The following is a 24,887-nucleotide window of genomic DNA, read 5'->3' as shown; positions in this document are numbered from 1 at the left end:
GGCGTTGTATCTACATTCAATACAAGCGCATCGCTAGGCTCACTCGTATTTCCTGCAGGATCGGTTTGAGTTGTCGTAATTTCATGCGGCCCATCTGTCAATGGGGTATCTGGTGTAAATGTCCAGTTGCCTGCTGAGTCCACTGTTGTTGTACCTAGTGGTTGACCATTATCAATCACTTCAACGGTCGCACCCGGTTCACCTTTACCTGTAATCGTCGGTGTAGTGTCATCTGTCGTACCACCTGATGGAATTTCGCCTACATTTGGTCCGACATTGTCCGTAGCGCCAACACCTTCAGGCTGAATTGGTACAGCAGTGTCGATAGTAATCTTTTGTTCTGTGATTGGACCAATATTTCCAGCTTCATCAATCGTACGGATTTGAACTGTATAGACACCATCAGCCAAAGGATTATTCGTGTTGTCATAACTCCATGACCCATTATTTCGATCAACAACCGCATCTAGCCATGTTTTCCCGCCATCCAAACTAACCTGAACAGTTTCGTCAGCAGCCAAAGGCTGAGTAATCTTTCCATTAAAAATCAGGGTTTTATCATTTGTAATTAAATCTGTAGAACTTGCACCTGTATCATCCGTAATACTGGTTAATGTTGCCTTCGCAGTAGGTGAGCTTTGATCTTTATGGCTATCATGATCACGATGCGCCCACCATAAAATTCCGCCAGCGGTTACAACCGGAAATAACCAAGCAATCAACCCAGCCGTGTCATTTGAATAAAGTAATGGTTCAAGATTATCCAAACCAAGGTAATTAACAGCGCCATTTGCAGAGTCAAACTCGACTAAAGCGAAGCCTTTATCTTGTTCAGGGAACACTAATGAATTGTCGGCATTATTCGCATCGTTGAAAAAGTTATCGATGACAATTTTTTCACCGTTCTTTAGAACAACAACAACATTATTGCCTTCTCTTGTAATAGACGCTACCGCATCTTTCGTTACACCGATTTGCACAACGGATGGCTGACTCAATACAACTTCACTTGCTTGAGTGTCTTGTAATAAATCTCCGCCATTTTTAGCAACGATTACGATTCTTGTCATTATGTAGCCTCATTTTTATAAAATATGAATTAAAGAGATAATCTTGCATATAATAATGTGACTTGTGTCACAAAACAAATGTTGTAACACTATTCAACTATCGTTTTTATGGGTAAATGGGAATCAATTTAATTTTCTTATAGACAAGTTATTCATTTATCGTTGCTTTTTTTTGGGGACTATTGATTATTTTTTTTAATTATTTGTTTATTAATATTTCAAAAATATCTTTATGAGTACTTCCCACATCAGTGAAATGAAACCTGAACAAATAATGTAAATTCTGTAATCATTCATCATGTATAATCCCAGCTCTTTAAATCACAAAAAATGAGCAACTATGGCATCACTTAGCTGTTTTAAAGCCTATGACATTCGTGGGAAACTTGGCACTGAACTGAATGACGACATTGCATATAAAATTGGTCGTGCTTATGGGCAAATTTACCAACCTAAAACCGTTGTTATCGGTTGTGATGTACGCTTAACCAGTGAAGACTTAAAACAAGCAACAATTCGTGGTCTAAATGATGCAGGCGTCAATGTACTTGATTTAGGAATGACTGGAACTGAAGAGGTTTACTTTGGTGCATTCCATCTTGATGTTCAAGGCGGTATTGAGGTCACAGCCAGTCATAACCCAATGGATTATAATGGCATGAAATTGGTGCGTGAAAATGCTCGACCAATCAGTGCGGATACGGGTTTAAAAGACATTCAGGCATTGGCTGAATCAGGACAATTCACAGAGGTTCATCAAAAAGGAACCACTGAAAAATATAATATTCTTCCAGAATTTATTGATCATTTAATGACTTATATTGATCCAACTAAAATCCGTCCACTTAAATTGGTGATGAATGCAGGAAATGGGGCTGCTGGTCATGTTGTTGATGCAATTGAAGAAAAATTCAAACAACTCAATATTCCTATTGAATTTATAAAAATTCATAATGATGCAGATGGTCACTTCCCAAATGGTATCCCTAACCCGATTTTAATTGAAAATCGTGACAGTACGCGTAATGCTGTTTTAGAGCATCAAGCAGATATGGGAATTGCTTGGGATGGTGACTTCGATCGTTGCTTCTTATTTGATGAAAAAGGGCAATTTATTGAAGGTTATTATATTGTTGGCTTACTTGCGCAAGCCTTTTTACTCAAACAAACGGGAGAAAAGATTGTTCATGACCCCCGCTTAGTTTGGAATACTTTAGATATTGTTGAACAATATAACGGGATCGCTGTTCAATCGAAATCTGGTCATGCGTTTATTAAAGATGTCATGCGTGAAAATAATGCGGTGTATGGCGGAGAAATGAGTGCTCATCATTATTTCCGTGACTTTGCCTATTGTGATAGTGGCATGATTCCGTGGTTATTGGCAGTTTCTGTATTATCTGAAACTCAACAATCGTTATCAAGTTTAGTTGAAGACATGATTGAGCGCTTTCCTTGTAGTGGTGAAATCAACTTTAAAGTGACTGATACTCAAACTACCATTCAAAAAATCTTTGATTATTTTGCGGATCAAAATCCTGCTATTGATAAAACGGATGGAGTAAGTTTAGATTTCGGTGCTTGGCGTTTAAATGTACGTGCTTCAAATACCGAGCCATTATTGCGTTTGAATATTGAAAGTCGTGCGGATAAGAATCCTAAACCTATGCAAGATTATGTGGATGAATTAACTCGATTGATTCAGGGTTAATTTCTCAATTTTAAATCTTAGAATATTAAAATAGGCGCTTTATGCGCCTATTTTATTGAAGAAAATATCGTGGAAAACTACGCCTTATAACCTGTTGGATTCTGTTTTTGCCAGTTCCAACTGTCGACCAACATATCTTCTAATTTATATTTTGGTGTCCACTTCAACTCTTTATTCGCTCTTGAGGCATCAGCATAGAAACTCGCTAAATCACCATCTCTCCGATTTACAAATTCAGAATTAACCTGAATACCATTCACTTTCTCAAAGGTATCTTTAATTTGTAATACTGAAATAGGATTTCCAGTTCCTATATTCCATGCACGACACCCTCTATCTTTCAATCTGTTTTCAACAGCTAAAACATGTGCTTTTGCCAAATCCACAACGTGGATAAAATCTCTTTCGCACGTACCATCTTGGGTTGGATAATCATGACCAAAAATAGAAAGTTTCTCTCTTTGTCCGACAGCAACTTGCGTTAAATACGGCATTAGATTATTTGGAATACCTAATGGATCTTCGCCAATACGACCGCTTTTGTGAGCACCAACTGGGTTAAAATAACGTAAGAGTGCAATTGACCACCGCTCATTCGCAATTGATAACTTTTCTAAAAGCTGTTCGGTAATAAACTTAGTATAACCATAATTATTATTAGGCATACCCAATGTCATATCTTCTTGATATGGAGATGAGTTTTGTTCTCCATAAACTGTCGCTGAAGAACTAAATACCAAATTAAAGACATTGGCACGTTGCATTGCTTGAACCAACTGTATTGATCCAGCAATGTTATTATCAAAATAAGTCAGTGGTATTTGCTGGCTTTCACCTACTGCTTTTAATCCAGCAAAATGAATCACCGCATCAATTTGGTTTGAAGAAAAAGCTTGATCCAAATCATTTTGATTGCGAATATCACCTTGAATAAATTTAAGGGTCTTTCCAGTCAGTTCTTGAACACGTTTTAATGATTCTTCTGAACTATTTGAAAGATTATCTAAAACAATTACTTCATGTCCAGCTTCGAGTAACTCAACACAAGTATGCGAACCAATATAGCCCGCACCACCTGTCACTAAAATATTCGCCATAATTTTTCCAGTGTTTCTATTCTTTTCCAAGTAAGATTTTGATCAAGCCTTGTGTAGAACCATCAAGTTGAGAAAGGTCTTTTTCTTTACCACTCAGGATCGGAAGCAATTGATTGGCAATTTCTTTGCCTTTTTCAACGCCCCATTGATCAAATGGATTAATATTCCAAATCACAGATTGCACAAATACTTTATGTTCATAAAGTGCTATCAACATGCCTAAACTATAAGGGCTCAACTCTTGTAACAACAAAGTTGAACTCGGTTGATTCCCCTCATACTGTTTATACAGTGGTAATTGTGACAATTCATCCGCATTTAATGCTTTGTTACCAAAAGCCAATAATCGTGATTGTGCCAAACAATTGGATAATGCCAAATGATGCTGCTCAATCAATGATTCAGCACTTTCTGCATAAGTAAATTGATTGGCATTATAACGTTGTACAGGTGCAATAAAATCACAACTGACTGCATGTGTTCCTTGATGTAGTAACTGATAAAAAGCATGTTGTGCATTTGGACCAACCTCTCCCCATACGATTGGGCAAGTATTTAGATCCACTTTCTCATTATTGCGTTGGATCGATTTACCATTCGACTCCATTTCAAGTTGTTGTAAATATGACGCAAAATATTTTAATCGCCCATCATAGGGCAATACAGCATGCGTCTGAATATTCAGAAAATTATTATTCCAGACACCCAGCAAACCCATTAATACTGGAATATTCTGTTCAAATGGTGCTTTTTGAAAATGTTGATCAATTGCATAAGCACCTGCGAGTAGTTGCTTAAATCCTTCGACGCCAATCTGTAAAGCAATCGGGAGACCAATGCATGACCAAAGTGAATATCGACCACCCACCCAATCCCAAAGTAAGAACTGATTGTCCTTGGCAATTCCCCACTCAGTCATTTTTTCAGGTTTAGTCGAAACACCCACAAAATGATGTTGAACAACACTTTTTTGAGTCCCTAAAGCTTTTTCTAACCATTGACGGACAGTTTGAGCATTCGAAAGTGTATCAATCGTACCAAATGACTTTGAAGAAATAATAAATAAAGTAGTTTCAGGACGAAGTTGGTGTAGTAAATCAGAAAGCTGACTGCCGTCCATCGTTGAAACAAAATGAACTTTTAACGGCTTGGCAGTATTGACTTTATAATCAGATAAAGCATGACTCACCATTAATGGGCCAAGATCAGAACCACCTACACCGATATTAACAACATCCTGAATGACTTCACCTGTAGCACCACGACATTGTCCTGCATGTATTTTTTCAACAAGTTGATACATACGATCTAATTGTTGATGTACTAACTCAGCTAATTCAGGATATTCTTGGTCATGTTTAGGTAAGCGCAAAGCCCAATGCATCGCCGCTCGGCCTTCAGTATAGTTAATTGATTCTTCAGTAAATAATCGTTTAATCCATTCTTTTAACGATTTTGAATCAGCAAATTTAAATAAATCAGCACGAGTTTCTTGATTTATTCGATGCTTACTATAATCAAAACTTAATTGATTAAAAGACACTGAGAATTTTTCAAAACGCTGTGGATCTTGCTCAAATAAATCTGTTAAGCGTACTTGCTGTTGTGTCACAGCTTGGTTTTGCAATTGTTTTAAATTTTGCTGATTTTGATCAATATTTAACATAGAATTTATCATACTCGACCAACTCCTTGATAAGCAAAACCTTGTGCTTTGACAAAATCAGGATCCAAAATATTACGACCATCGAGAATCAAAGGATGGGCCATTTTCTGTAAAAGTTGTGAGTAATCTGGGCTCCAATATTGCTTCCAAGCCGTCAATATACATAAAGCATGTGCATGCTCTGTTGCTTGGTATGGATCATCGCATAAAATTAAATCTGAGCGATCACCATAAAGTTCTGCAATTCTGCCTAAAGCTTGTGGATCATGTAACTTTACCGTAACCCCTTGAGCCCAAAGTGCTGCAAGCATGGTATGAATTGGCGAATTATCAACACTCGAGGTATTTTCTTTAAAAGAAGCCCCCCAAATCGCAACGATTTTATCCGTTAATTGCCCTTGGTAGTAATTCCAAAATTTTCTAAACAAAATTTCTTTTTGTTGTTCGTTAATATTCCAAACTTGATCAAGCAATTGGCTTTTAATACCTGAACCTGCCACAGTACCCGTAAGTGTTAAAATATCGTGCGAGAAATTCTCACCACCAAAACCTACACCTGGTGAAAGATAGGTTGCACCAATACGACTATCCGCAGCTAAACCTTGTTTCACATTTTGAATATCAATATTTAACTTTTCAGCAACTTGCGCCATATCATTCATATAGCTAATTCGTGTTGCCAACATGCCAGAAATACTCAGTTTGGTAAATTCAGCATCCAAAAAAGGCATAAACAAAAATTGTTGTTTTGATTGAAAAAATGGACGAAGTAGCTCTTTGATATGTTGTTGCGTTTCTTCTTGCTCAGTACCGACAATAATCTGTTTTAGATCCATAAAGCTTTGGATCGCATTACCCTCCTGAATGGTATCAGGTAAATATGCCCAATGATCAGTGACTAAAATTTGCTTGAGCTTTTCAGTCCCTTCCAAACCAAACGTTGAACCATTAATCATCAGCTTAGGATGAATTATTGGTCGTCTTTTTAACTCTTCTGCTAAGACAATTGCTTGATCAAATTCTGTTGGATTAAAGCTAAAAAGAAATACATCACTTTGTAAATTGATCTCTTGCAAATTCACCAGTTGCAATGAATGATTTTTAATTTGTTTATGAATCAATTGATTTAAATTTTCATCTTGATAATGCACTGAAGCTTGATTTTCAGTCGCAATTTGAGGACACCAATAGACTTGATGCCCATATTCAGCAAACAAGCCAGCAATTACGCCAGCTTGAAGGGTTGTGCCAAAAACACAAATATTCATATATAATCCAATACTTTATAGATTCAACTCTTTAATGAGTTGTTTGAATTCTTCACCTAATTTAGGGTGTTCTACACCATAATGTAAAACTGCTTTTAAATACCCAATTTTACTACCGCAGTCGAAAGTCTTTCCTTTCATACGGTAAGCTTCAACATTTTCTAATTTTTGTAATGCTGCAATTGCGTCGGTCAATTGAATTTCATTACCTGCACCTTTAGGCGTTTGTTCTAACAATTGCATGATTTTGGCAGGAAGGACATAACGACCAACAACGGATAAATTAGAAGGTGCTTTATCTACAGCTGGTTTTTCAACAATACCTTGCATCACAATACTTTCACCTTCTTTAGGTGAGTGAGCAACATCGACAATACCATATTGATCTACCAAATGATCAGGTACTGCTTCGACCATAATTTGCGCTGCTTTAGATGTATCAAAACGCTGAATCATTCGCGCTAAATCATTTTCTGCGTGATTCTCTTTCACCAATACATCAGGTAAAAGTACAGCAAAGTCTTCATCACTAACAACCGCTTTAGCACATAGAACAGCATGCCCTAAACCTAAAGGCTGTGGTTGACGTACGCTAATCACACTGACATGCTTAGGTAAAATCTCAGTAATTTCTTTAAGTAAATCAAATTTTTTCTTATTTTCAAGAGTCGTTTCGAGCTCAAAATTACGATCAAAATAATTTTCTATCGATGCTTTTGAAGAATGTGTAACTAAAATAATTTCTTCAATGCCTGCTGCAACCGCTTCTTTGATGACGTATTCAATTGCAGGACGATCAACAACAGTGACCATTTCTTTGGGAATGGATTTACTTGCAGGTAAAAAGCGTGTACCTAAACCAGCAACAGGGAGAATGGCTTTCTTGATCATGATTTACTTCAACAACACTATATTATTAACGATTTGTAGACTCGGTATCTGTCGTTTCTGATCCTGAAAAGCGACTTGCACCAACAGCTTGATCAGGTGAATCAATACCTTCTTTTTTCAGCATAACTTCTACAGTTTTAAACATAATTTTAAAATCAAAGACTGTAGATTGTTTTTCAACATATTCTACATCTAAATCGAATTTTTCTTCCCAAGATAAATTATTACGACCACTGACCTGAGCCAAACCCGTCATGCCTGGCTTGACTTCATGTCTACGCATTTGATGAGGTGTGTAATGTTCTACAAATTCAGGAAGTTGAGGCCGAGGACCTACCACACTCATGTCCCCTTTTAGAACATTGATCAGTTGTGGCATTTCATCCAAACTGGTAGATCGCAATTTTTGCCCAAAAGGCGTAATTCTTTGATCATCTGGTAATGGATTACCATTTTCGTCATATGCATTTTTCATTGAACGAAATTTCATCATTTTAAAAAGCTTACCATCTTTACCAGGACGTTTTTGATAGAAAAAAATTGGAGAACCTAAATTTTTGCGTACTTTTAGAGCGACGATCATAAAGATAGGGGATAAAAGGATCAGTGCTATCAATGAAATTACGATATCTATCAAACGTTTCATTATTTAGATTACCACTCTATTTTTCAATTTTTTTCCGTAGAAAAGTATTATATATTATTCCTAACAAGGAGCTCGGCATCAGTCTAAATGCTGATCTCATAAGAAATAACATATTAGCACGAATTGGATTTTGCAACTTAAGTTCTTTCTTTAATTTTAGTAATTGTTTTTCACTTTTTATGTATTCTATACCCTTGCGACGAGCATGCATACCATTTCCAACACGTGCATAAAGAAGTACATCGGCGTGATTACCAACTTTATGTCCAGCAGCTATTACTCGCAACCATAAATTATAATCTTCCATGAATAAATGGTGTTGATAACCTCCAAGACTCTCAATTATTGATTTTTTATACGCAACCGTCATATGGTTAAAAGGGCTTCTTTTTTGTGCAAAAACTTTTATACTCTCATATTCCGTTGGCACTGATTTAAGTGCAGATGCGTCTGAAATATTTTGATTAAATTCTAGTATTTGCGAGCTAAACAAAACCACTTCTGGATTATTCTGAATATATTGAATTTGCTTTTCAAATCGATCCGACAAACAAATATCATCGGTATCCATCCGAAATACCCATTCATTTGAACAGTTCTTTAAACCTTCGTTTAGAGCTTTGCCTAACCCGACATTCTCGAGTAATGAGACTACTTTTAAAGAATCACCGATTTCATTTTTCCAATTCTGAACACGTAATGTAAGATCAACACTTATTGGACCATCTAATACAAGAATTATTTCACTTGGTTTAATAGTCTGATCTGTGTAGATACTTTTTAATGCACTATCAAAAAACTCTGGTCTTTCTTTTACATACAAAGACATTAACACTGAAAATTCTAATGTTTTCATTACTATTTACTTCGAACCAGCTTAGATAACAAAAAATACGATAATAGTCGATAAAGGCAAAAGTAAAAAGACAAATACAAAAATAAATCTGTATATGCAAAACTAGAAAATAAATATAAAAAAATAGCTAAACACAATATTACAGCATAGTAGAATAACCTAAATTTATCAAAATTTGTAAATTTCATAAAACTACTAGTAATAAAACGCTTTTTTGTGGAAAACTCTAGAGTTACACAAAAAGGGTAAATTAAGTACAAAAAAAACGCCAAACTTAAACTTTTTCCAATAAAAACAAATACAATAAAATAACGACAATAAACTAGAAACGAATATAATAGCAAATTAAAATTATTACGAATGCTGTTATAGATAGCATATGTAAATAAAATTAAAAAACACGAGAAAAATATGTATAGCGAAAAATCTCTATAAAAAACAAAAGTTAAAAGAAATAGGACAATCAAAATAAAAGATCTAAAAAGAAAAATTACTTTTCTTTTTTCCCTCATAATAACTTAATTCTTCTTCGTTTAATCTTACCGTAGGATTTTCTTCTTTTTTTATCAATTCACAATCATTAAAAATATAACCTATTTCATATGCAGAATAAATCGAAGAAATTAATAAAAATGATAAGAAAAAGTCAAAATTAAAATAAAAACAAGTTATAAGGACAGGTATAACATACGTAGTAACCCAAGCGATTTTAGCACTTAAAGACAATAATCGAGTATGAAAAGTATAAACAAAGGGAAGGTATAAAAAACCCATCTAAACTAATCCTCTAAAATATAATTAACAATTAAGCCATTTCTTTTCCAAAAATTAACATTTTTCGGTGTAGACAATATGACAGATTTTGAGGATTTTTTTTACTAAGCGACAGATCTGATAAATTATCTGTAACAACAAGCTCTATTTTTTTGTTTTTCTAAAATTTGATCTTTCACACCCAATAAATCTTTACAGATTTTTCCAGTACACACTCCATTTTTGAATTCTAATTCAGAAGCAAAAAAATCAACATTTAGCTCATTTGCTATATGAGCAACAACCACATCCAAACTAGCCGAACAAAGCAATATTTCATCAGTGTTTATTTTTTCAAATATATCAAAAGTATAGTCTATCTTCTTTTTTAATAGAAAATCTTTATAAAATTTCTCCGATAAAATTTCAATGTCTCGCCGAGTAAAATCTTGTAATAACCCAACAAACAATTCTCTATAAATGTCGCGACCAAGTATCTTTCCTAACAATAAAAGAATTATTTTAACAATTTGAGAGTTTAATAAAATCAAAATAAAACTTTTAATATTTTCTGTTTTATATACAAACTTTATAAAATCAAATGTAGTATTCGATTTATACATTGTCCAGCATACATCAAAAATAACTAAGCTCATTATTTAAATAGATCCTTTTTTATTTTTAAACCCATCCCAGATACCTTTATTCATGTATTTCATATACTTATTCCCGTCACTAACAAAGGTTGAATAGTAAAAATATTTAAAAATATATTTAACTCCATTAGAAAATTTCCAATAGAAAGGCACATAATTTCTATTCAACAGCTTTATATAATTTCTAAATTGATAATAAGTTCTAATGGGAGCGGGAATATAAACATTTATACCTAAAAATTTCTTATCCCCCTCTCCAAGTTGATGACTTAATAGTACATCCTCTATAATAAAAAATCTATAATTACCAATTGCTTTAGCACGCCAACACCATTCATGATCAACTGCATCAATAAATAAACCATCCTCCAACAGCCCAACCATATTGAAATTTTCTACTGCTATTAGTGAAGATGAACTGATTAATTCGCTTACTTCTGTAATATTGTGATATAGCTGTTTCCCTTTTTTAATACTGCCTTCGTATTTTTTATTTTCACCACGGTTAAAAGGGCGGGGGCCTACTGCTCCAACATCAATATTTTTATCCAGCAAAAATAGATAATTCTCCAATAAAGTAGGAACTAAATTTTTTGGTGGAATACTATCTTGATCTAAGAATAAGATATACTCATAATCTTTAAAGAAGTTTATTCCTATATTTTGAGCTGAAGCAATACCTATATTATTACCTAATTTTTCAAAAACCACATTACTATAGCTCAAAAAATCTAACTGATTATCTATCGTAGAATTATCTATAATATAGACCATTGAGACCTGATTAACTATCTCATTTAATATTTTAAATAACATAGGTACATTTGGGTTATATAGGACTATTATACAACCTATTTTCTTTTCTATATTCATAAATCAACCTTAGAACTATAATTAAGACAATATGACTAGTATCCAAAAAGTATGGATTACTTATAGCATATGATACATACACCGCATAAATAAATAGCAAATCTTTATAATAAATCTTTTTTAAAGCAAAATAGCACATCAGACTAAAAAAAATAATAGCATTTAAAATACCTAATTGAAATATATAATATACACTTTGCAACTCAAAGTAAATATCTCCCGTGTAGTCACGAAATGAAGTTCTAACTAACAATGTGCTACCTAATCCATTGCCAAAAATAAAATTAGCAATATTATTGGTTAACCCATTTATTAATATATTATACTGATCACTTCTTGTACCCAAAGAGTCTCCTTTCCTTAAAAGCACCTCTAATATATAGTTAATTAAATAACTAGACATTAAAATAATTGCACCAAAAATAATAATTGATTTTATTGCTTTATTCTTTCCAAAAAATAGTGAATAGCCGACTACAAACAAAGCAGTTGAAATCCAAAAAGCAAAATTACCTGCAATGCATATACCTATGAAAGCAAGTATCCTATGAACTTTAATATATTTAATATATTCTTTTACTTCTTTAATAAATGTTAAGTAAAATGCGATTGGTATTAGTGCATTGCCTTTCACTTGCACCCTATAAAAGTACCCATTGTAAGTATATAAATCCCCCCACCCTCTATCTAAAAAATATTCTCTCAAAAGTAAATAAGAACTTTGTGTATAAAAAACATTTAGTACAATTTCCATAACAATTAAAAAAAATGATTGTATAGAAATTAGAATAAAAAATATTTTTAAAATCGTTTTTGGAATATTTTCAACAAAATTACTAGTTATTAACAATAAAATAGCTAGCATAAAGTGTAAAATTAAAGAAAACTCATTTCCCTTAAATAATGAATATTGAACTAAGATACACAACCATAAAGAAACCAAAGATATATTAACAAGATTTAATCGATTATAAGCAACCATTCCAAATACTAAAATCAGTACTGCAATATTCGAAATTAAAGAATAGTCTGAAAATGGAACTTGTCTAGTAATAATAAAAAAAACAATAAAAAATAAAAAACTGTATACAACATTCCTTCCATTAATGTGCATTTCATCTAAACCTTAGCAAATATCATCTCAGTTAATATTTAAAATTAAAATGACTATATAATAAATCCAATTTCAAAAATTCATTTATGCGCATTCAATTCTAGCAAGTTTCTGAACTCATTAAATCTTTAATTAGTTTAATTTAGAAAATCATTTTCAACTAATTGTTCGTAAACTTTAAAAGTTTCATAACCAGTATTTGCCCAATTAAATTTTAGTAATACATTTGTTCTAGGTGTATCTAACTCATAAGCAGCCTTCATAGCTTTATGAATTGATTTTTTACTATATGGGTCACAAACAAACACATGTTGATCAATTAAGTCTTTAAAATATGTATCTGTTGGACAATAATCGCTATCACATACCACCACATTCATCCCACTACCTAATGCCTCTAAAGAACTAAGCCCTGGAGACTCCCTAAAAGATGCTAGTATATGAACTTTATGAGTATTAAATAGATGTCCAAGCTCATTTTGATCAAAATTTTGGGCACTAATCTTTATTCTATCCGAACCAATAGCAAGTTTCTTAACAGCTTCTAAATACCTCAAATTATTCGGTGTTACGCCACCCACTAATGTTAAATCCCAATTGGATGCTCTACAAATATCAACAAGTTGAAGTTGATTTTTTACAGGCTCTATTCGTGCTGCTGATATAAAACCTTTTCTTTCCTTATTGGAAAAATAAGGAAATTTGTTAAAATCAACGCTATTATGAATTACTGAATAGTTTTTATAATTTGTACCAAAAGTGTCATTTATAATTAGCATTTCTTCTTCAGAATTTGGTAAATACCAATCAAACTCCTGAAGAAAACTTCTTACTTTATCTTTATAGTTTTTGGTTACAGATTTGGGTTTTCCAAACATTGATGCCATATAAGCTTCTGAATTTCTGTAAATTTTATACATCCTTTTATAATTTTCACTATTACAAAAAAAACCTAGTCTTGCGAAATTATCAATAAATCGTGCATGGCTCATTTCCCAATAAATCGTAGAGAGGACCACTTTAGCACCTAACAGTTTAGCCTCTTGAACATATTCATTACTCTCCTCAAGAGTTTGCATATTAAATATATGAGCAATATCTGGAGAAAATAAATTTAAATCCTTAATATTATCTATAATTCTGATTTCAACATTATATACTTTTTCAATTTCTGCCTTAGTATTGATCATCTGAACAACGTCACCACCATGTGCAACTTTCCAGTTTTTACGGATACAATATGCGATTTTCATTATAACTCCCGAATCAGTTGAACAATTCGTTCACATGCTTTCCCATCCCCGTAAGGGTTATGGGCACGTGACATGATTTCATATTCATTTTTATCATGAATTAACTTTTCAGCTTCTGTGACTAAAGTTTCTTTATCACACCCTACTAACTTAACTGTTCCTGCTGTTATAGCTTCTGGTCTTTCAGTCGTATTTCTCATTACAAGAACAGGTTTTCCTAAAGAGGGAGCCTCTTCCTGTATACCACCACTATCTGTAATAATGAAATAAGATTGATTCATCAAATAAATAAATTCTTCATACTGAAGCGGATCAATCAAATATATATTCTTAATACTAGAAAGAATATCATTTACTGGTTGTTGTACATTAGGATTTAAATGCACAGGGTAGACAATGTCAATCTTAGGATTCTTTTGAGCTATTTCCTTTAGTCCTTCACAAATATTGATAAACCCTTGACCAAAATTCTCCCGTCTATGCCCAGTAACTAAAATTATTTTTCTCGTCTGATCTAATTGATACTGACTACAAATTCTAGATTTTATTTTCTTTTTTAGTTCTGGCTGATTTTCAATTCTTTGTAAAACATACATTAAAGAATCAATAACTGTATTCCCCGTAATGTAAATATCCTTTTGGTCTCTACCTTCTTTTAAGAGGTTTTTTCCGCTCTGCGGAGTCGGGGCAAAATGATAATTTGCCAATACACTTGTCAGTTGGCGATTCCCTTCTTCAGGCCAAGGGGAATAAATATCATAAGTTCTTAAGCCTGCTTCAATATGACCAACTTTAATTTTAGAATAAAAAGCAGCTAAACTTGCTGAAAAAGTTGTGGATGTATCCCCATGTACAAATACGATATCAGGCTTATAATCTGCTAATACATCTCTTATACCGACTAAAACATTAGCAGTAATATCATATAAATCTTGACCAGCTTTCATAATATTTAAATCGTACTCTGGAACGATATCAAATATTTCTAAGACTTGATCCAGCATTTGTCTATGTTGCGCTGTTACACAAACACGTGTTTCAAAATTTCTCGAATCTTTTTTAAATTCTTTAACTAACGGGGCCATTTTAATTGCTTCTGGACGTGTACCAAAAACAATAAGTACTTTTTTCATAATTTAAACCTAAAAATTAGTGCCAACATGCAAATAGATAGAAGTATTTCACCCGTAATCATTGAAATAAGCACTCCATTGATCAATAAATGAGGGATTAACACTAAATTTAAGAGCACTGTTACCAAAGCAGCAACAATAAAGGAAGAAGTATAAAACTTGTCTTTTCTTGAAGCTGATAAATATTGTATGCCAATAATATTATTTATTACACCAAAGAACAGCCAAATCATCATAATAGCTAAAATATAACTATATGATTGAAACGTTACGCCATAGACTAGCGTAACAATTTTTTCAGAAAATATAGCAATTGTTACTCCAACAAGTAGACCTGCTCCACCAATTATGATAGCCAATTTTTTAATATATGATTTAGCACCACCTTCTTGGTTTACTTTCCTACAACTTATTGGATAGAGTGCTTGTGTGATCGGTGTAAATAAACCAACAATCGCTCTAAATAACTTTTCAGCAGCGGAATAGTATCCTACAACTGTATTTGTTGATACAAAAGATAAAATCACCGTTCCAGAGGAAACTAATAGATTACTTAAAACTGATGTACAAAATAAATTAGAACCACCTTTTAGGTAACTTAAAATTACATTTAATTTCTGAAATTTAAACCTTATCTTAAAATTTTTCCGAATCAAAATTAACGAATAAATTCCAGCAAAGATCGCACCTAATGATGTCAAAAATGGAACTAACAAATAATCTGAACTATGCTTAACAACGAGAAAAATAGCAATTGTAAAAAAAAATTTAGATATAATATTTATAATTGTAATATATCTCATTTGCTCTACCCCCTGAAAAAACCATACAGGAAATAAAATTTGTCCAAGCACCGTTCCAAAAGTTAAATAATACAACCATGGATCTACACTAAACTTATCAAAAAAAACAATTAAAAATGTCAGTATAAATAATGAAATAACAAAAAGTGCGAATTTTATTATCATTACCGAGCTAAAGATTTCATCTAGTTTCTCACTATTCTCACGATTTAAAGAAACTTCTCTAGTAGCAGTAAAATTAAAACCATAATCTGTTAAAACTATAAAGTAACTAACAATAGCCGTAGCAAATGCCAATATTCCAAACTTCTCCGTACCCAATATTCTTACAAGATAAGGCAATGTTAATAATGGCAAAATATAGTTAAGACCCTGGAGTGTTGCTAGAGAGAAAAAGTTAGCTATAAACTTTTTTTTCTCTTCAGTGTCTAAAAATTTATTCAATAATGGTGTGGTCAAGGTATATAACTCATATCATTTTGATTATGTAAAATCACTCACTTATCCAAATTTACCCAACACAATCACATATCACTTACTTAAACAACATAGCACTCTGTAGTTCTAAAGCAATTGCATCTTTATCACTTACTAAAACTTCATCAATATTACTCAATGGCCATTCGATTGCAATTGCTGAGTCATTCCATATAATTGCACCTTCACTTTCTTTATTATAATAATTAGTTGTTTTATATAAAAATTGAGTATTATCTTCTAAAGAGACAAATCCATGAGCAAATCCTTCAGGAATCCAAAATTGCTTATGATTTTCACCTGTAAGCTCCACCCCAACCCATTGCCCAAATGTAGGTGAAGTTTGGCGAATATCCACAGCCACATCCCAAGCTCGCCCTTGAACAACTCGAACTAATTTCCCTTGAGCGAATGGAGATAACTGGTAATGTAATCCACGTAGAACACCTTTTTGCGAATAAGAATGATTATCTTGAACAAATTGCGGAATATCTAAACCGCGTTCTCTTAACACTTGCTCAAAAGCTTTTTGATTAAAACTTTCCATAAACCAGCCACGATCATCACCAAAAACTTTTGGCTCAAGTATCAAAAGACCTTTGATCTTCGTTTCAATAACATTCATTCTTTATTCTCTATACAAAGCAATACTGCATTTATTTACATCAGTGTCATCTATAAAATTATTCCAATCTCATAAAACTTTAGTTTTTTGATGTTCAGCATGCAATTTTAATAAATATTGACCATAACCTGTTTTCTTAAAGAAATTTGCGCGATTCAATAGTTGATTCGAATCAATCCAACCATTATTAAATGCAATTTCTTCTAAACACGCAATTTTCAGACCTTGACGATGTTCAACGATCTGTACAAATTGACTTGCCTCAAGCAATGAGTCATGCGTACCTGTATCTAGCCAAGCAAAACCACGACCAAGTAACTCGACATTAAGTTCTCCCTGTTGCAAAAACACATTATTAACATCTGTGATTTCTAATTCACCACGGTGTGATGGTTTAATATTTTTTGCAATATCAACAACTTTATTATCATAAAAATAAAGCCCTGTGACTGCATAATTTGATTTAGGCTGTTCCGGTTTTTCTTCGATACTTAGTGCTTTACCAGTTACATCAAAATCAACCACGCCAAAGCGCTCAGGATCATTTACATAATAACCAAATACAGTCGCACCACTTTCTTTTTCTGAAGCACGTTTCAGTTGCTCACTAAAATGCTGACCATAAAAGATATTATCTCCCAAAATCAAACAAGCATTGTCATCACCAACAAAGTCTTCACCCAAAATAAAAGCTTGAGCCAAACCATCTGGTGATGGTTGCACTTTATAAGAAAGTTTAATACCTAACTCTTCACCCGTACCTAAGAGTTTTTCAAAGTTAGGTAAATCTTCAGGTGTAGAAATAATGAGAATTTCATTAATCCCTGCAAGCATTAAAACTGACAAAGGATAATAAATCATTGGTTTATCATAAATTGGAAGTAGTTGTTTTGATGTTCCCATTGTAATTGGGTAAAGACGTGTGCCAGAACCACCCGCCAAAATTATACCTTTTCTTTTTTTCAAACTCATTGATAAAGTTCCTTAATAACTTGTGCCACACCAAGCTCCCAATTCGGAAGATGCAACTTAAAATTTTGTTGTAACTTTAGTGTATTTAACCGTGAATTTAACGGTCTTTTTGCTGGTGTTGGGTAAGCAGATGTTTCTATTGGGCTAACCTTATTCAAAACAAAATCCCTCCCATGACCACGTGCTTGAGAAAAAATAAATTGTGCATAATCATACCATGAGCACTCCCCAGCAGCTGCTAGATGATAATGCCCATATAAATTTTCTTTAGAAACTGTATTCAAATCCCAAAAACGAATGACTTGTGCCGTTACATCCGCAATTAACGGTGCTCCAGTCGGGGCACCAATTTGATCGTCAATAATTCCCAATTCTTCTTTAATCATTGCCAGTTTTAGCATGGTTTTTATAAAGTTATTTCCATGTAAACCATAAACCCAACTGGTTCTAAAATTAAAGAATTTACACCCGCTTTGCTCTAAGGCAATTTCGCCATCATGTTTCGATTTCCCATATAAATTTACGGGATTACAAATATCTTCTTCAGACCAGGCAACACTACCTGCCCCATCAAAAACATAGTCTGTAGAATAGTGGATGAACAAAATATTTTTTTGTGCGCAAATTTCTGCAAGGTGTTTTACAGCCAAGTGATTAATCAAATCCGCTTGTTCAATTTCACTTTCAGCCTTATCTACTGCTGTATAGGCTGTAGCGTTAACGATAACACTAGGTTGAGTTTGCTCAATCGCATGAGATATTGCCTCAAAGTTTGTGATATCTCCACACAAACCACTAACATCTATCGAGCGATCAAGGCTAACTATTGAACCTAAGGGCTGCAAAGCACGTTGCAATTCCCAACCAACCTGCCCATTTTTACCCAATAAAAGAATCTTCATCGATTTACTCAAAATTAGGCTTTTTTAGCTTGATATTGTTGCTGAATCCAATTTTGGTATTCACCACTTTGAATATTGGTCACCCATTCTTGGTTATATAAATACCATTCAACAGTTTTACGAATCCCAGTTTCAAACGTTTCTTCTGGTTCCCACCCAAGTTCCCGACCTATTTTACTTGCATCTATCGCATAACGTAGATCATGCCCAGGACGGTCTTTAACAAAAGTAATCAAAGTTTCATAAGATTGTTGATTATCTTGAGGTCTTAATTCATCTAAAATTTTACAAATCGTTTTAACGACTTCAATATTTTGTTTTTCATTATGACCACCTATATTGTAGGTTTCACTTACCTCACCCTCAGTGACTACTTTATATAAGGCACGTGCGTGATCTTCGACAAATAACCAATCTCGGATTTGGTCACCCTTCCCGTAGATTGGTAAGGGTTTGCCATCAAGTGCATTCAAAATCACTAAAGGAATTAATTTTTCAGGAAAATGATAAGGACCATAATTATTCGAGCAGTTGGTCACGATTGTCGGTAACCCATATGTTCTTTGCCAAGCTCTAACCAAATGATCTGAACTTGCTTTACTTGCTGAATAAGGTGAACTCGGTGCATAAGACGTCGTTTCAGTAAATAAATCCGTTGTACCTTCCAAATCGCCATAAACTTCATCTGTTGAAATATGATGAAACTTAAAAGTAGATTGTTCTTGTTCTGTTAAATTTATCCAATATTTTCGAGCAACTTCTAATAAGGTATATGTACCAACGATATTAGTAGAGATGAATTCTGCTGGACCATCAATTGATCGATCCACATGCGACTCGGCTGCAAGATGCATCACCAAATTTGGTTTAAATTGATTAAATGCTTTAGTTAACGCCTCTGAATCACAAATATCAATTTGTTCAAACTGGTATCTTGGATTTTGATCAACTTCAATCAAAGACTCTAAATTACCTGCATATGTTAATTTATCAATATTCAATACTTCATCTTGAGTATTTTTTATAATATGTCTTACAACTGCTGATCCAATAAAGCCTGCACCACCAGTAACCAAAACTCTCATATAGTATCCTATGAATCATTTTTTAATAAAATATATGTTTCAAAGCTTCCCAAACTGATCAATAGGTTAATATAAAACTATATTTTCACAAGAAACTCGCCCTATTTTAACCCTGAAGCATTATACTCAGAATGCACAATAATTCATATGATAAACCAATTTTTAGCGATACGAATCGTTTATCTTGGTAATGTTATGTATATACAATCTGATTTTCTAATTTTTATCTTAGTTTGATAACTTTACAAAGTGATTAAGAATAACAATAAAGACCTTACTTTTTCGTTTTTAATACAATACTCTCTCAACAATAAGATACCCAACTGCTTTTTTTTAGCATACAATTCAGTTTCAAGATTGAATTCTAAGTAGCAACGCAATATAAAATAAGGGTTTTGAATGTGAAGTATGCAGGCACATCACTTTTTACGATTTTAGCAATTTCTGTTTCATTTTCTGGTTGTGCAATCACCTCTGGACTTCAAACCTATGATTTACCTGAGCAAGGTCAATATAAAACAGATCAGGGCGCTGAGCTTTCTGTCGTCCAACTCAATCAGAATAATATTCCAAATCTGAACCTCACAAATCAAGAAAACTCAAATCATGTAATTTCGCTATTTCGTAACCAACAAAATATTTATCGTTTAAGTCCAGGGGATATCCTTTCGATCCAGCTTTGGGCTTATCCTGAAATTACGCCTCCTATTCAGGATGTAAACAATGTTAAAGCGATTGGGTATCCAATTGATCCGAATGGTAATGTACAACTTCCATTAGTCGGTTCAGTTCCTATTGCTGGCAAAACCCTTGCAGAAACCAACCGTTTCTTACATAACCAATTTGCGAAATACTTAAAACATCCAGATGTCGTGGTACGCGTGTTGTCCTATGAAGGACGTCGCTACTTTGTGAATGGACAAGTTGTACGAAGTGGACAATATACTCTAAATGACCAGCCAATTAGTATTTATACAGCCCTAGGTCAAGCGGGTGGTATTGATACGAAAACAGGCGATACGACCAATATTCAACTGATTCGTAATGGTCAAACATTTAATTTGAATACCATTCAACTGGAAAAACAAGGTTTATCTTTACATAACCTACTCATCCAGCCAAATGACACGATTTATGTCAATACAAAACAAGATCAAAAACTTTACGTGATGGGTGAGTCTAATAAAAGCCAAGCACTTGCTTTACGTGATCAAGGCATGACTCTCAGTGATGTACTGGGTGAAAGTGAAGGCATTAGCCCATATTCTGCAAGTGCTGCACGAATTTATGTGATGCGTACTGATTTAAGTACTAAACAATCAACGATTTATCATTTAAATTTAAGTAGTTTGGGTAACTTAGCACTGGCGAATCAGTTTGCAATGAAAAAGAATGACATTGTTTATATTGATGCAACAGGTTTAACCCGTTGGCAACGTATCATGAATCAGATTGTTCCATTCTCAAGCGCGCTTTATTCATTTGATCAGCTAGGTAAATAACATGCAGATCAAGAATATATTGGTGGTCTGTGTAGGAAATATTTGCCGAAGTCCAATGGCGGAGTTTTTTCTTAAAGATCAGTTCCCTCATCTCAGTATTGAGTCTGCTGGTCTTTCAGCGATGGTCGGACATTCGGCGGATGATAAAGCCGTTGCATGTATGGATGCTTTAAATATCGACATGCGTAGTCATATTGCACGACAGATCAATGCTGAGTTGATTAAAAAAGCCGATCTGATTTTAGTGATGAGTAAAAACCAATCACAGCATATTGAACAAAAATGGCCTTTTGCTAAAGGTAAAGTGTTTATGTTAGGACATTGGCAAAACTTAAATGTTCCAGATCCTTATAAACATGATCAAGCTTTTTTTGATGAAACATGTAAAAATATCCAAACTTATGTTGCTGACTGGCAATCACATCTTTAAATTTTAATTAGTTGTTAACTTATGAACCAAAATTCAAAAACTAATGATGATACTATTGATCTAAAAGAGTTATTCTTCTCTTTAATTGCACAATGGAAAGTGATTGCTCTGTGTGTCATTTTAAGTTTGATTTGTGCTTTATTGTATTTACGTATCTCCTCTCCAGTCTATTCAACCGATGCCATGGTGCAAGTTGAAGATGGGAAAAGTGCAGCTTCTGCCGCTTTAATGGGTGAATTAAAAGATATTTCTGGTGGTTTAGGGGCAAAATCTCCAGCAGATGCCGAAATTGAAATTTTAAATTCAAGACTCGTACTTGGCGAAGTCATTAAGAATTTAAACTTAAACATCCAAATTGAAGATAATCAAGATAATTTGCTTCATCGCTTAATTTCACAAGACAAAACTAAGCTGCTATACACGAGCAGTAGCGTAAGTTTTCAGAAAAAAAATGCTGAGTTTTCAATCAAAAAATTTGAAATTCCTTCATATTACAATGATAAAGATTTAATTTTAAGCTTTTTAGATAAGAATCAATACAGTCTAAGCTATAAAGATCAAGTTGTTTTTAAAGGTCGCTTAAATCAGCTTAATCAAACTCAAGATAATAAAGGTCTTTGGTCTGTCAACATTGAAAGCCGAAGCCCATTCCAACAAGATTTTACGATTACCAAGTTATCACTTCCTTCCGCAATAAAAGTACTTCAAGAGACTTACTCTGTTGTTGAAAAAGGAAAAATGACAGGAGTTATTGGCTTAAATTACAGTGGCACAGATAAAGAACATATTACTCAAGTTCTTAATCATATTTTAGCTGTATATCATGCACAAAATATTGAACGTAAGACTTTAGAATCTAAACAAACATTAAATTTCCTTGATCAACAATTGCCTGAATTAAAGAAGCAGCTCGAAGAATCTGAAATTAAGTTTAATAAATTCCGTGAGCAGTACAACACGGTTGATGTGACTCAAGAATCTGAGCTCATGTTAAAGCAAAATGTTGAATTGGAAAAAATGCGTATTGAGTTAAAGCAAAAACAAGCTGAATACTCTGCAAAATATACACCTGATCATCCACTTATGACTGAAATCAATGCACAACTTGCTGCGATTGATAAAAAGTCAACTGAGCTTAATCAAGCAATTAAACGTCTACCTGAAACACAGCGTTTATATTTACAACTGTATCGTGATGTGAAGGTCAATACCGAACTTTATACTTCGTTGTTAAATAGCTACCAACAACTCAAAATTGTCAAAGCGGGTGAAATTGGTAATGTCCGCATTATCGATACTGCAGTTGAACCAGTTGAACCAATTAAACCAAAGAAATTGATTGTGTTAATTCTTTCAATCTTTATCGGTGGTTTTATTGGCATCATGATTGCATTGCTTCGTAATATGCTTGCTTCAGGCATTAAAGATTCCAGCCGTATTGAAAATGAATTGGACCTCCCTGTATATGCAACTGTACCGCGTTCGCCAATTCAGGAAAGTCGTGTTCAATTACTGAAAAAGAAAAAATCAATCCCTATTCTTGCTGTTAAGAACAGTGAAGATATTGCCATTGAAAGTTTGCGTAGTATTCGTACCACCATTCATTTTGCTCTCGCAAATGCGAAAAACAATATTATTGCGGTTTCAGGCCCTGCACCTGAAATTGGTAAATCATTTATTTCGACCAACCTTGCTGCTATTTTTGCACAAAGCAACAAAAAGGTATTATTGATTGATGCTGATTTACGTCGTGGTTATTTACATAAATATTTTGATCGTGAAGCTTCACCAGGTTTAACAGAATATTTGAGTAACCAAAGTAGTTTGGAACAATGTATTGTGAAATCAGATACTGTTGCAAACCTAGACTTCTTTGCACGTGGTAAAAACCAAGGCAATGCTTCTGAAATGTTAAGTTCTCAACGTTTTAGTGAATTACTTGAGCAGCTTTCGCAACAATATGACCATATTATTTTAGATACACCGCCAATCTTAGCAGTAACCGATGGCATCATTATTTCTCAGTTTGTTGGTGTAAATCTTGTTGTTGCACGTTATGCTAAAACACAGATGAAGGAATTAGAACTCACTGTTAGTCGTTTTGAACAAGCAGGTACCAAAGTTAACGGTATTATTCTCAATGACATTCAAGCAACGGCAGGTGGTAACTACGGTTATAACTATGCTTATGCATATACCTCATCTAAAGATGATTAATTGCTGTGAAAGAGAAAGCCAGATTTTAATCTGGCTTTTTTATATGTAGATCTCTGTATATTTTTAGTTGTCAACATCAGATAACTATATCGTTTATGATGAAGACGTTATATGCTTGTTTGGTTTATGCTAATGGTCAAATTAGCCTCTTAAAAGATTAAAATTTGGGAATTTTTATGAGTAAAGCCTTACCCATCGCAGTTGCTGTAATTTTAGGTGGTGCTGCGCTTGTACCTGTTTATTATGCTTCTCAACATCCAGCCGATGTAAACAGTAGTTCAATGTCAAAAGATGCAAAACCTGTCGAAAAAATCAGTTATGCACTCGGTTATGAAGTTGCGAGTCAAACTCCACCTGAAGTCGATGTAAATACATTCATCAAAGGTGTTCGTGACGGTCACGCTAAAAAAGAACGTATTTATACAGATGCAGAATTACAAGCAGCTTATGTTGAATTCCAAAAAGAAATGCAAACGAAGCATCTAGAGCAAGCCAAAGAAGCAGCATCTTCAAATGATTCTTTCTTGGCTGAAAATGCGAAGAAAGCTGGTGTGATTACTACAGCATCTGGTCTTCAATATAAAATCACTCAAGAAGGTACAGGTAAGCAACCTACAGCAAATTCACAAGTTACTGTGCACTACAAAGGACAGTTGCTCGATGGTAAAGTCTTTGATAGCTCATATGATCGTGGACAGCCTGTCGAATTCCCTGTAAACCAAGTGATTCCCGGTTGGACTGAAGGCTTACAACTCATGAAAGAAGGTGGTAAAGCGACTTTCTATATTCCTGCAAAATTAGCTTATGGTGAACAAGGTGTTCCTGGAACAATTCCACCAAATAGCACATTAATTTTCGATGTTGAACTTCTTAAAGTGAAATAATTG

23 protein-coding genes are annotated in these 24,887 nt (G+C 33.8%); 5 read left to right on the top strand and 18 right to left on the bottom strand.

Going from position 1 to position 24,887, the window contains the following annotated elements:
- Positions 1-1,070, bottom strand: a 1,070-nt coding sequence (locus GGG_RS19595) for an Ig-like domain-containing protein (RefSeq protein WP_010113584.1), incomplete at its 3' end; no start/stop codon positions are given.
- 340 nt (positions 1,071-1,410) lie between these two features.
- Between GGG_RS19595 and GGG_RS0107645 the strand changes: the two genes are divergently transcribed.
- A complete protein-coding gene (locus tag GGG_RS0107645) occupies positions 1,411-2,781 on the top strand; it encodes a phosphomannomutase(PMM) (protein WP_010113581.1) in 1,371 nt (456 codons plus the stop codon).
- A gap of 77 nt (positions 2,782-2,858) precedes the next feature.
- Here the strand turns inward: GGG_RS0107645 and galE are convergent, their stop codons facing one another.
- From galE to rfbB, 17 genes are all read right to left on the bottom strand, one after another.
- On the bottom strand, positions 2,859-3,878 hold the full coding sequence (galE, locus tag GGG_RS0107640; protein ID WP_010113579.1) for a UDP-glucose 4-epimerase GalE: 1,020 nt from the start codon (positions 3,876-3,878) through the stop codon (positions 2,859-2,861).
- A 16-nt stretch (positions 3,879-3,894) separates the two neighbouring features.
- Positions 3,895-5,556 (bottom strand): glucose-6-phosphate isomerase, encoded by a 1,662-nt coding sequence (pgi, locus tag GGG_RS0107635; RefSeq protein WP_010113577.1) that lies wholly within the window; start codon positions 5,554-5,556, stop codon positions 3,895-3,897.
- The gene (locus GGG_RS0107630; protein WP_010113576.1) at positions 5,553-6,812 is read right to left on the bottom strand and encodes a nucleotide sugar dehydrogenase; all 1,260 of its coding nucleotides are present in this window, start codon (positions 6,810-6,812) and stop codon (positions 5,553-5,555) included. The genes pgi and GGG_RS0107630 overlap by 4 nt, the downstream gene beginning before the upstream one ends.
- Before the next feature lie 15 nt (positions 6,813-6,827).
- The gene (galU, locus tag GGG_RS0107625; RefSeq protein WP_010113574.1) at positions 6,828-7,703 is read right to left on the bottom strand and encodes a UTP--glucose-1-phosphate uridylyltransferase GalU; all 876 of its coding nucleotides are present in this window, start codon (positions 7,701-7,703) and stop codon (positions 6,828-6,830) included.
- Between the two features lie 25 nt (positions 7,704-7,728).
- Positions 7,729-8,349, bottom strand: a complete 621-nt coding sequence (locus GGG_RS0107620) for a sugar transferase (RefSeq protein ID WP_010113572.1) — start codon at positions 8,347-8,349, stop codon at positions 7,729-7,731.
- Positions 8,350-8,365: 16 nt separating this feature from the next.
- Positions 8,366-9,205, bottom strand: coding sequence for a glycosyltransferase (locus tag GGG_RS0107615; protein WP_010113569.1), 840 nt, complete (start codon positions 9,203-9,205; stop codon positions 8,366-8,368).
- 477 nt (positions 9,206-9,682) lie between these two features.
- Entirely contained in the window at positions 9,683-9,979 is a 297-nt protein-coding gene (locus GGG_RS20440; protein ID WP_010113566.1) for a hypothetical protein, read from the bottom strand.
- A gap of 125 nt (positions 9,980-10,104) precedes the next feature.
- Positions 10,105-10,614 (bottom strand): haloacid dehalogenase-like hydrolase, encoded by a 510-nt coding sequence (locus tag GGG_RS0107605; RefSeq protein ID WP_010113564.1) that lies wholly within the window; start codon positions 10,612-10,614, stop codon positions 10,105-10,107.
- Between the two features lie 3 nt (positions 10,615-10,617).
- Complete coding sequence (locus GGG_RS0107600) at positions 10,618-11,487, bottom strand: glycosyltransferase (protein ID WP_010113562.1); 870 nt, start codon at positions 11,485-11,487, stop codon at positions 10,618-10,620.
- The gene (locus GGG_RS0107595; RefSeq protein WP_010113561.1) at positions 11,444-12,601 is read right to left on the bottom strand and encodes a hypothetical protein; all 1,158 of its coding nucleotides are present in this window, start codon (positions 12,599-12,601) and stop codon (positions 11,444-11,446) included. The genes GGG_RS0107600 and GGG_RS0107595 overlap by 44 nt, the downstream gene beginning before the upstream one ends.
- A 137-nt stretch (positions 12,602-12,738) precedes the next feature.
- Positions 12,739-13,854: a glycosyltransferase gene (locus GGG_RS0107590; protein ID WP_010113560.1), complete on the bottom strand. Its 1,116-nt coding sequence runs from the start codon at positions 13,852-13,854 to the stop codon at positions 12,739-12,741.
- Positions 13,854-14,987, bottom strand: coding sequence for a non-hydrolyzing UDP-N-acetylglucosamine 2-epimerase (wecB, locus tag GGG_RS0107585; protein WP_010113559.1), 1,134 nt, complete (start codon positions 14,985-14,987; stop codon positions 13,854-13,856). Before wecB ends, GGG_RS0107590 begins: the two co-directional genes overlap by 1 nt.
- Positions 14,984-16,249 (bottom strand): flippase, encoded by a 1,266-nt coding sequence (locus GGG_RS0107580; RefSeq protein WP_010113558.1) that lies wholly within the window; start codon positions 16,247-16,249, stop codon positions 14,984-14,986. The genes wecB and GGG_RS0107580 overlap by 4 nt, the downstream gene beginning before the upstream one ends.
- 76 nt (positions 16,250-16,325) lie before the next feature.
- Positions 16,326-16,892: a dTDP-4-dehydrorhamnose 3,5-epimerase gene (rfbC, locus tag GGG_RS0107575; RefSeq protein WP_010113557.1), complete on the bottom strand. Its 567-nt coding sequence runs from the start codon at positions 16,890-16,892 to the stop codon at positions 16,326-16,328.
- A gap of 69 nt (positions 16,893-16,961) precedes the next feature.
- Entirely contained in the window at positions 16,962-17,864 is a 903-nt protein-coding gene (gene rfbA, locus GGG_RS0107570; RefSeq protein WP_010113556.1) for a glucose-1-phosphate thymidylyltransferase RfbA, read from the bottom strand.
- Positions 17,861-18,766 (bottom strand): dTDP-4-dehydrorhamnose reductase, encoded by a 906-nt coding sequence (gene rfbD / locus GGG_RS0107565; RefSeq protein ID WP_010113554.1) that lies wholly within the window; start codon positions 18,764-18,766, stop codon positions 17,861-17,863. The genes rfbA and rfbD overlap by 4 nt, the downstream gene beginning before the upstream one ends.
- 14 nt (positions 18,767-18,780) lie before the next feature.
- Complete coding sequence (gene rfbB / locus GGG_RS0107560) at positions 18,781-19,851, bottom strand: dTDP-glucose 4,6-dehydratase (RefSeq protein WP_010113552.1); 1,071 nt, start codon at positions 19,849-19,851, stop codon at positions 18,781-18,783.
- A gap of 401 nt (positions 19,852-20,252) precedes the next feature.
- On the opposite strand from rfbB, the gene GGG_RS0107555 reads away from it, so the two are divergent.
- The 4 genes from GGG_RS0107555 to GGG_RS0107540 all read left to right on the top strand — a co-directional run bounded on the left by GGG_RS0107555 (position 20,253) and on the right by GGG_RS0107540 (position 24,884).
- On the top strand, positions 20,253-21,353 hold the full coding sequence (locus tag GGG_RS0107555; RefSeq protein WP_010113550.1) for a polysaccharide biosynthesis/export family protein: 1,101 nt from the start codon (positions 20,253-20,255) through the stop codon (positions 21,351-21,353).
- Position 21,354: 1 nt separating this feature from the next.
- On the top strand, positions 21,355-21,783 hold the full coding sequence (locus GGG_RS0107550) for a low molecular weight protein-tyrosine-phosphatase (RefSeq protein WP_010113548.1): 429 nt from the start codon (positions 21,355-21,357) through the stop codon (positions 21,781-21,783).
- Between the two features lie 21 nt (positions 21,784-21,804).
- Entirely contained in the window at positions 21,805-24,000 is a 2,196-nt protein-coding gene (locus GGG_RS0107545) for a polysaccharide biosynthesis tyrosine autokinase (RefSeq protein WP_010113547.1), read from the top strand.
- Between the two features lie 176 nt (positions 24,001-24,176).
- Positions 24,177-24,884, top strand: a complete 708-nt coding sequence (locus GGG_RS0107540) for an FKBP-type peptidyl-prolyl cis-trans isomerase (protein ID WP_010113546.1) — start codon at positions 24,177-24,179, stop codon at positions 24,882-24,884.
- The last annotated feature ends 3 nt before the right edge of the window (positions 24,885-24,887 follow it).

It is taken from the genome of Acinetobacter sp. P8-3-8, from assembly GCF_000214135.1.
Lineage (GTDB): Bacteria > Pseudomonadota > Gammaproteobacteria > Pseudomonadales > Moraxellaceae > Acinetobacter.
Note: the sequence above shows the minus strand (reverse complement) of the source record. Positions and strands in the feature narration are given on the sequence as shown.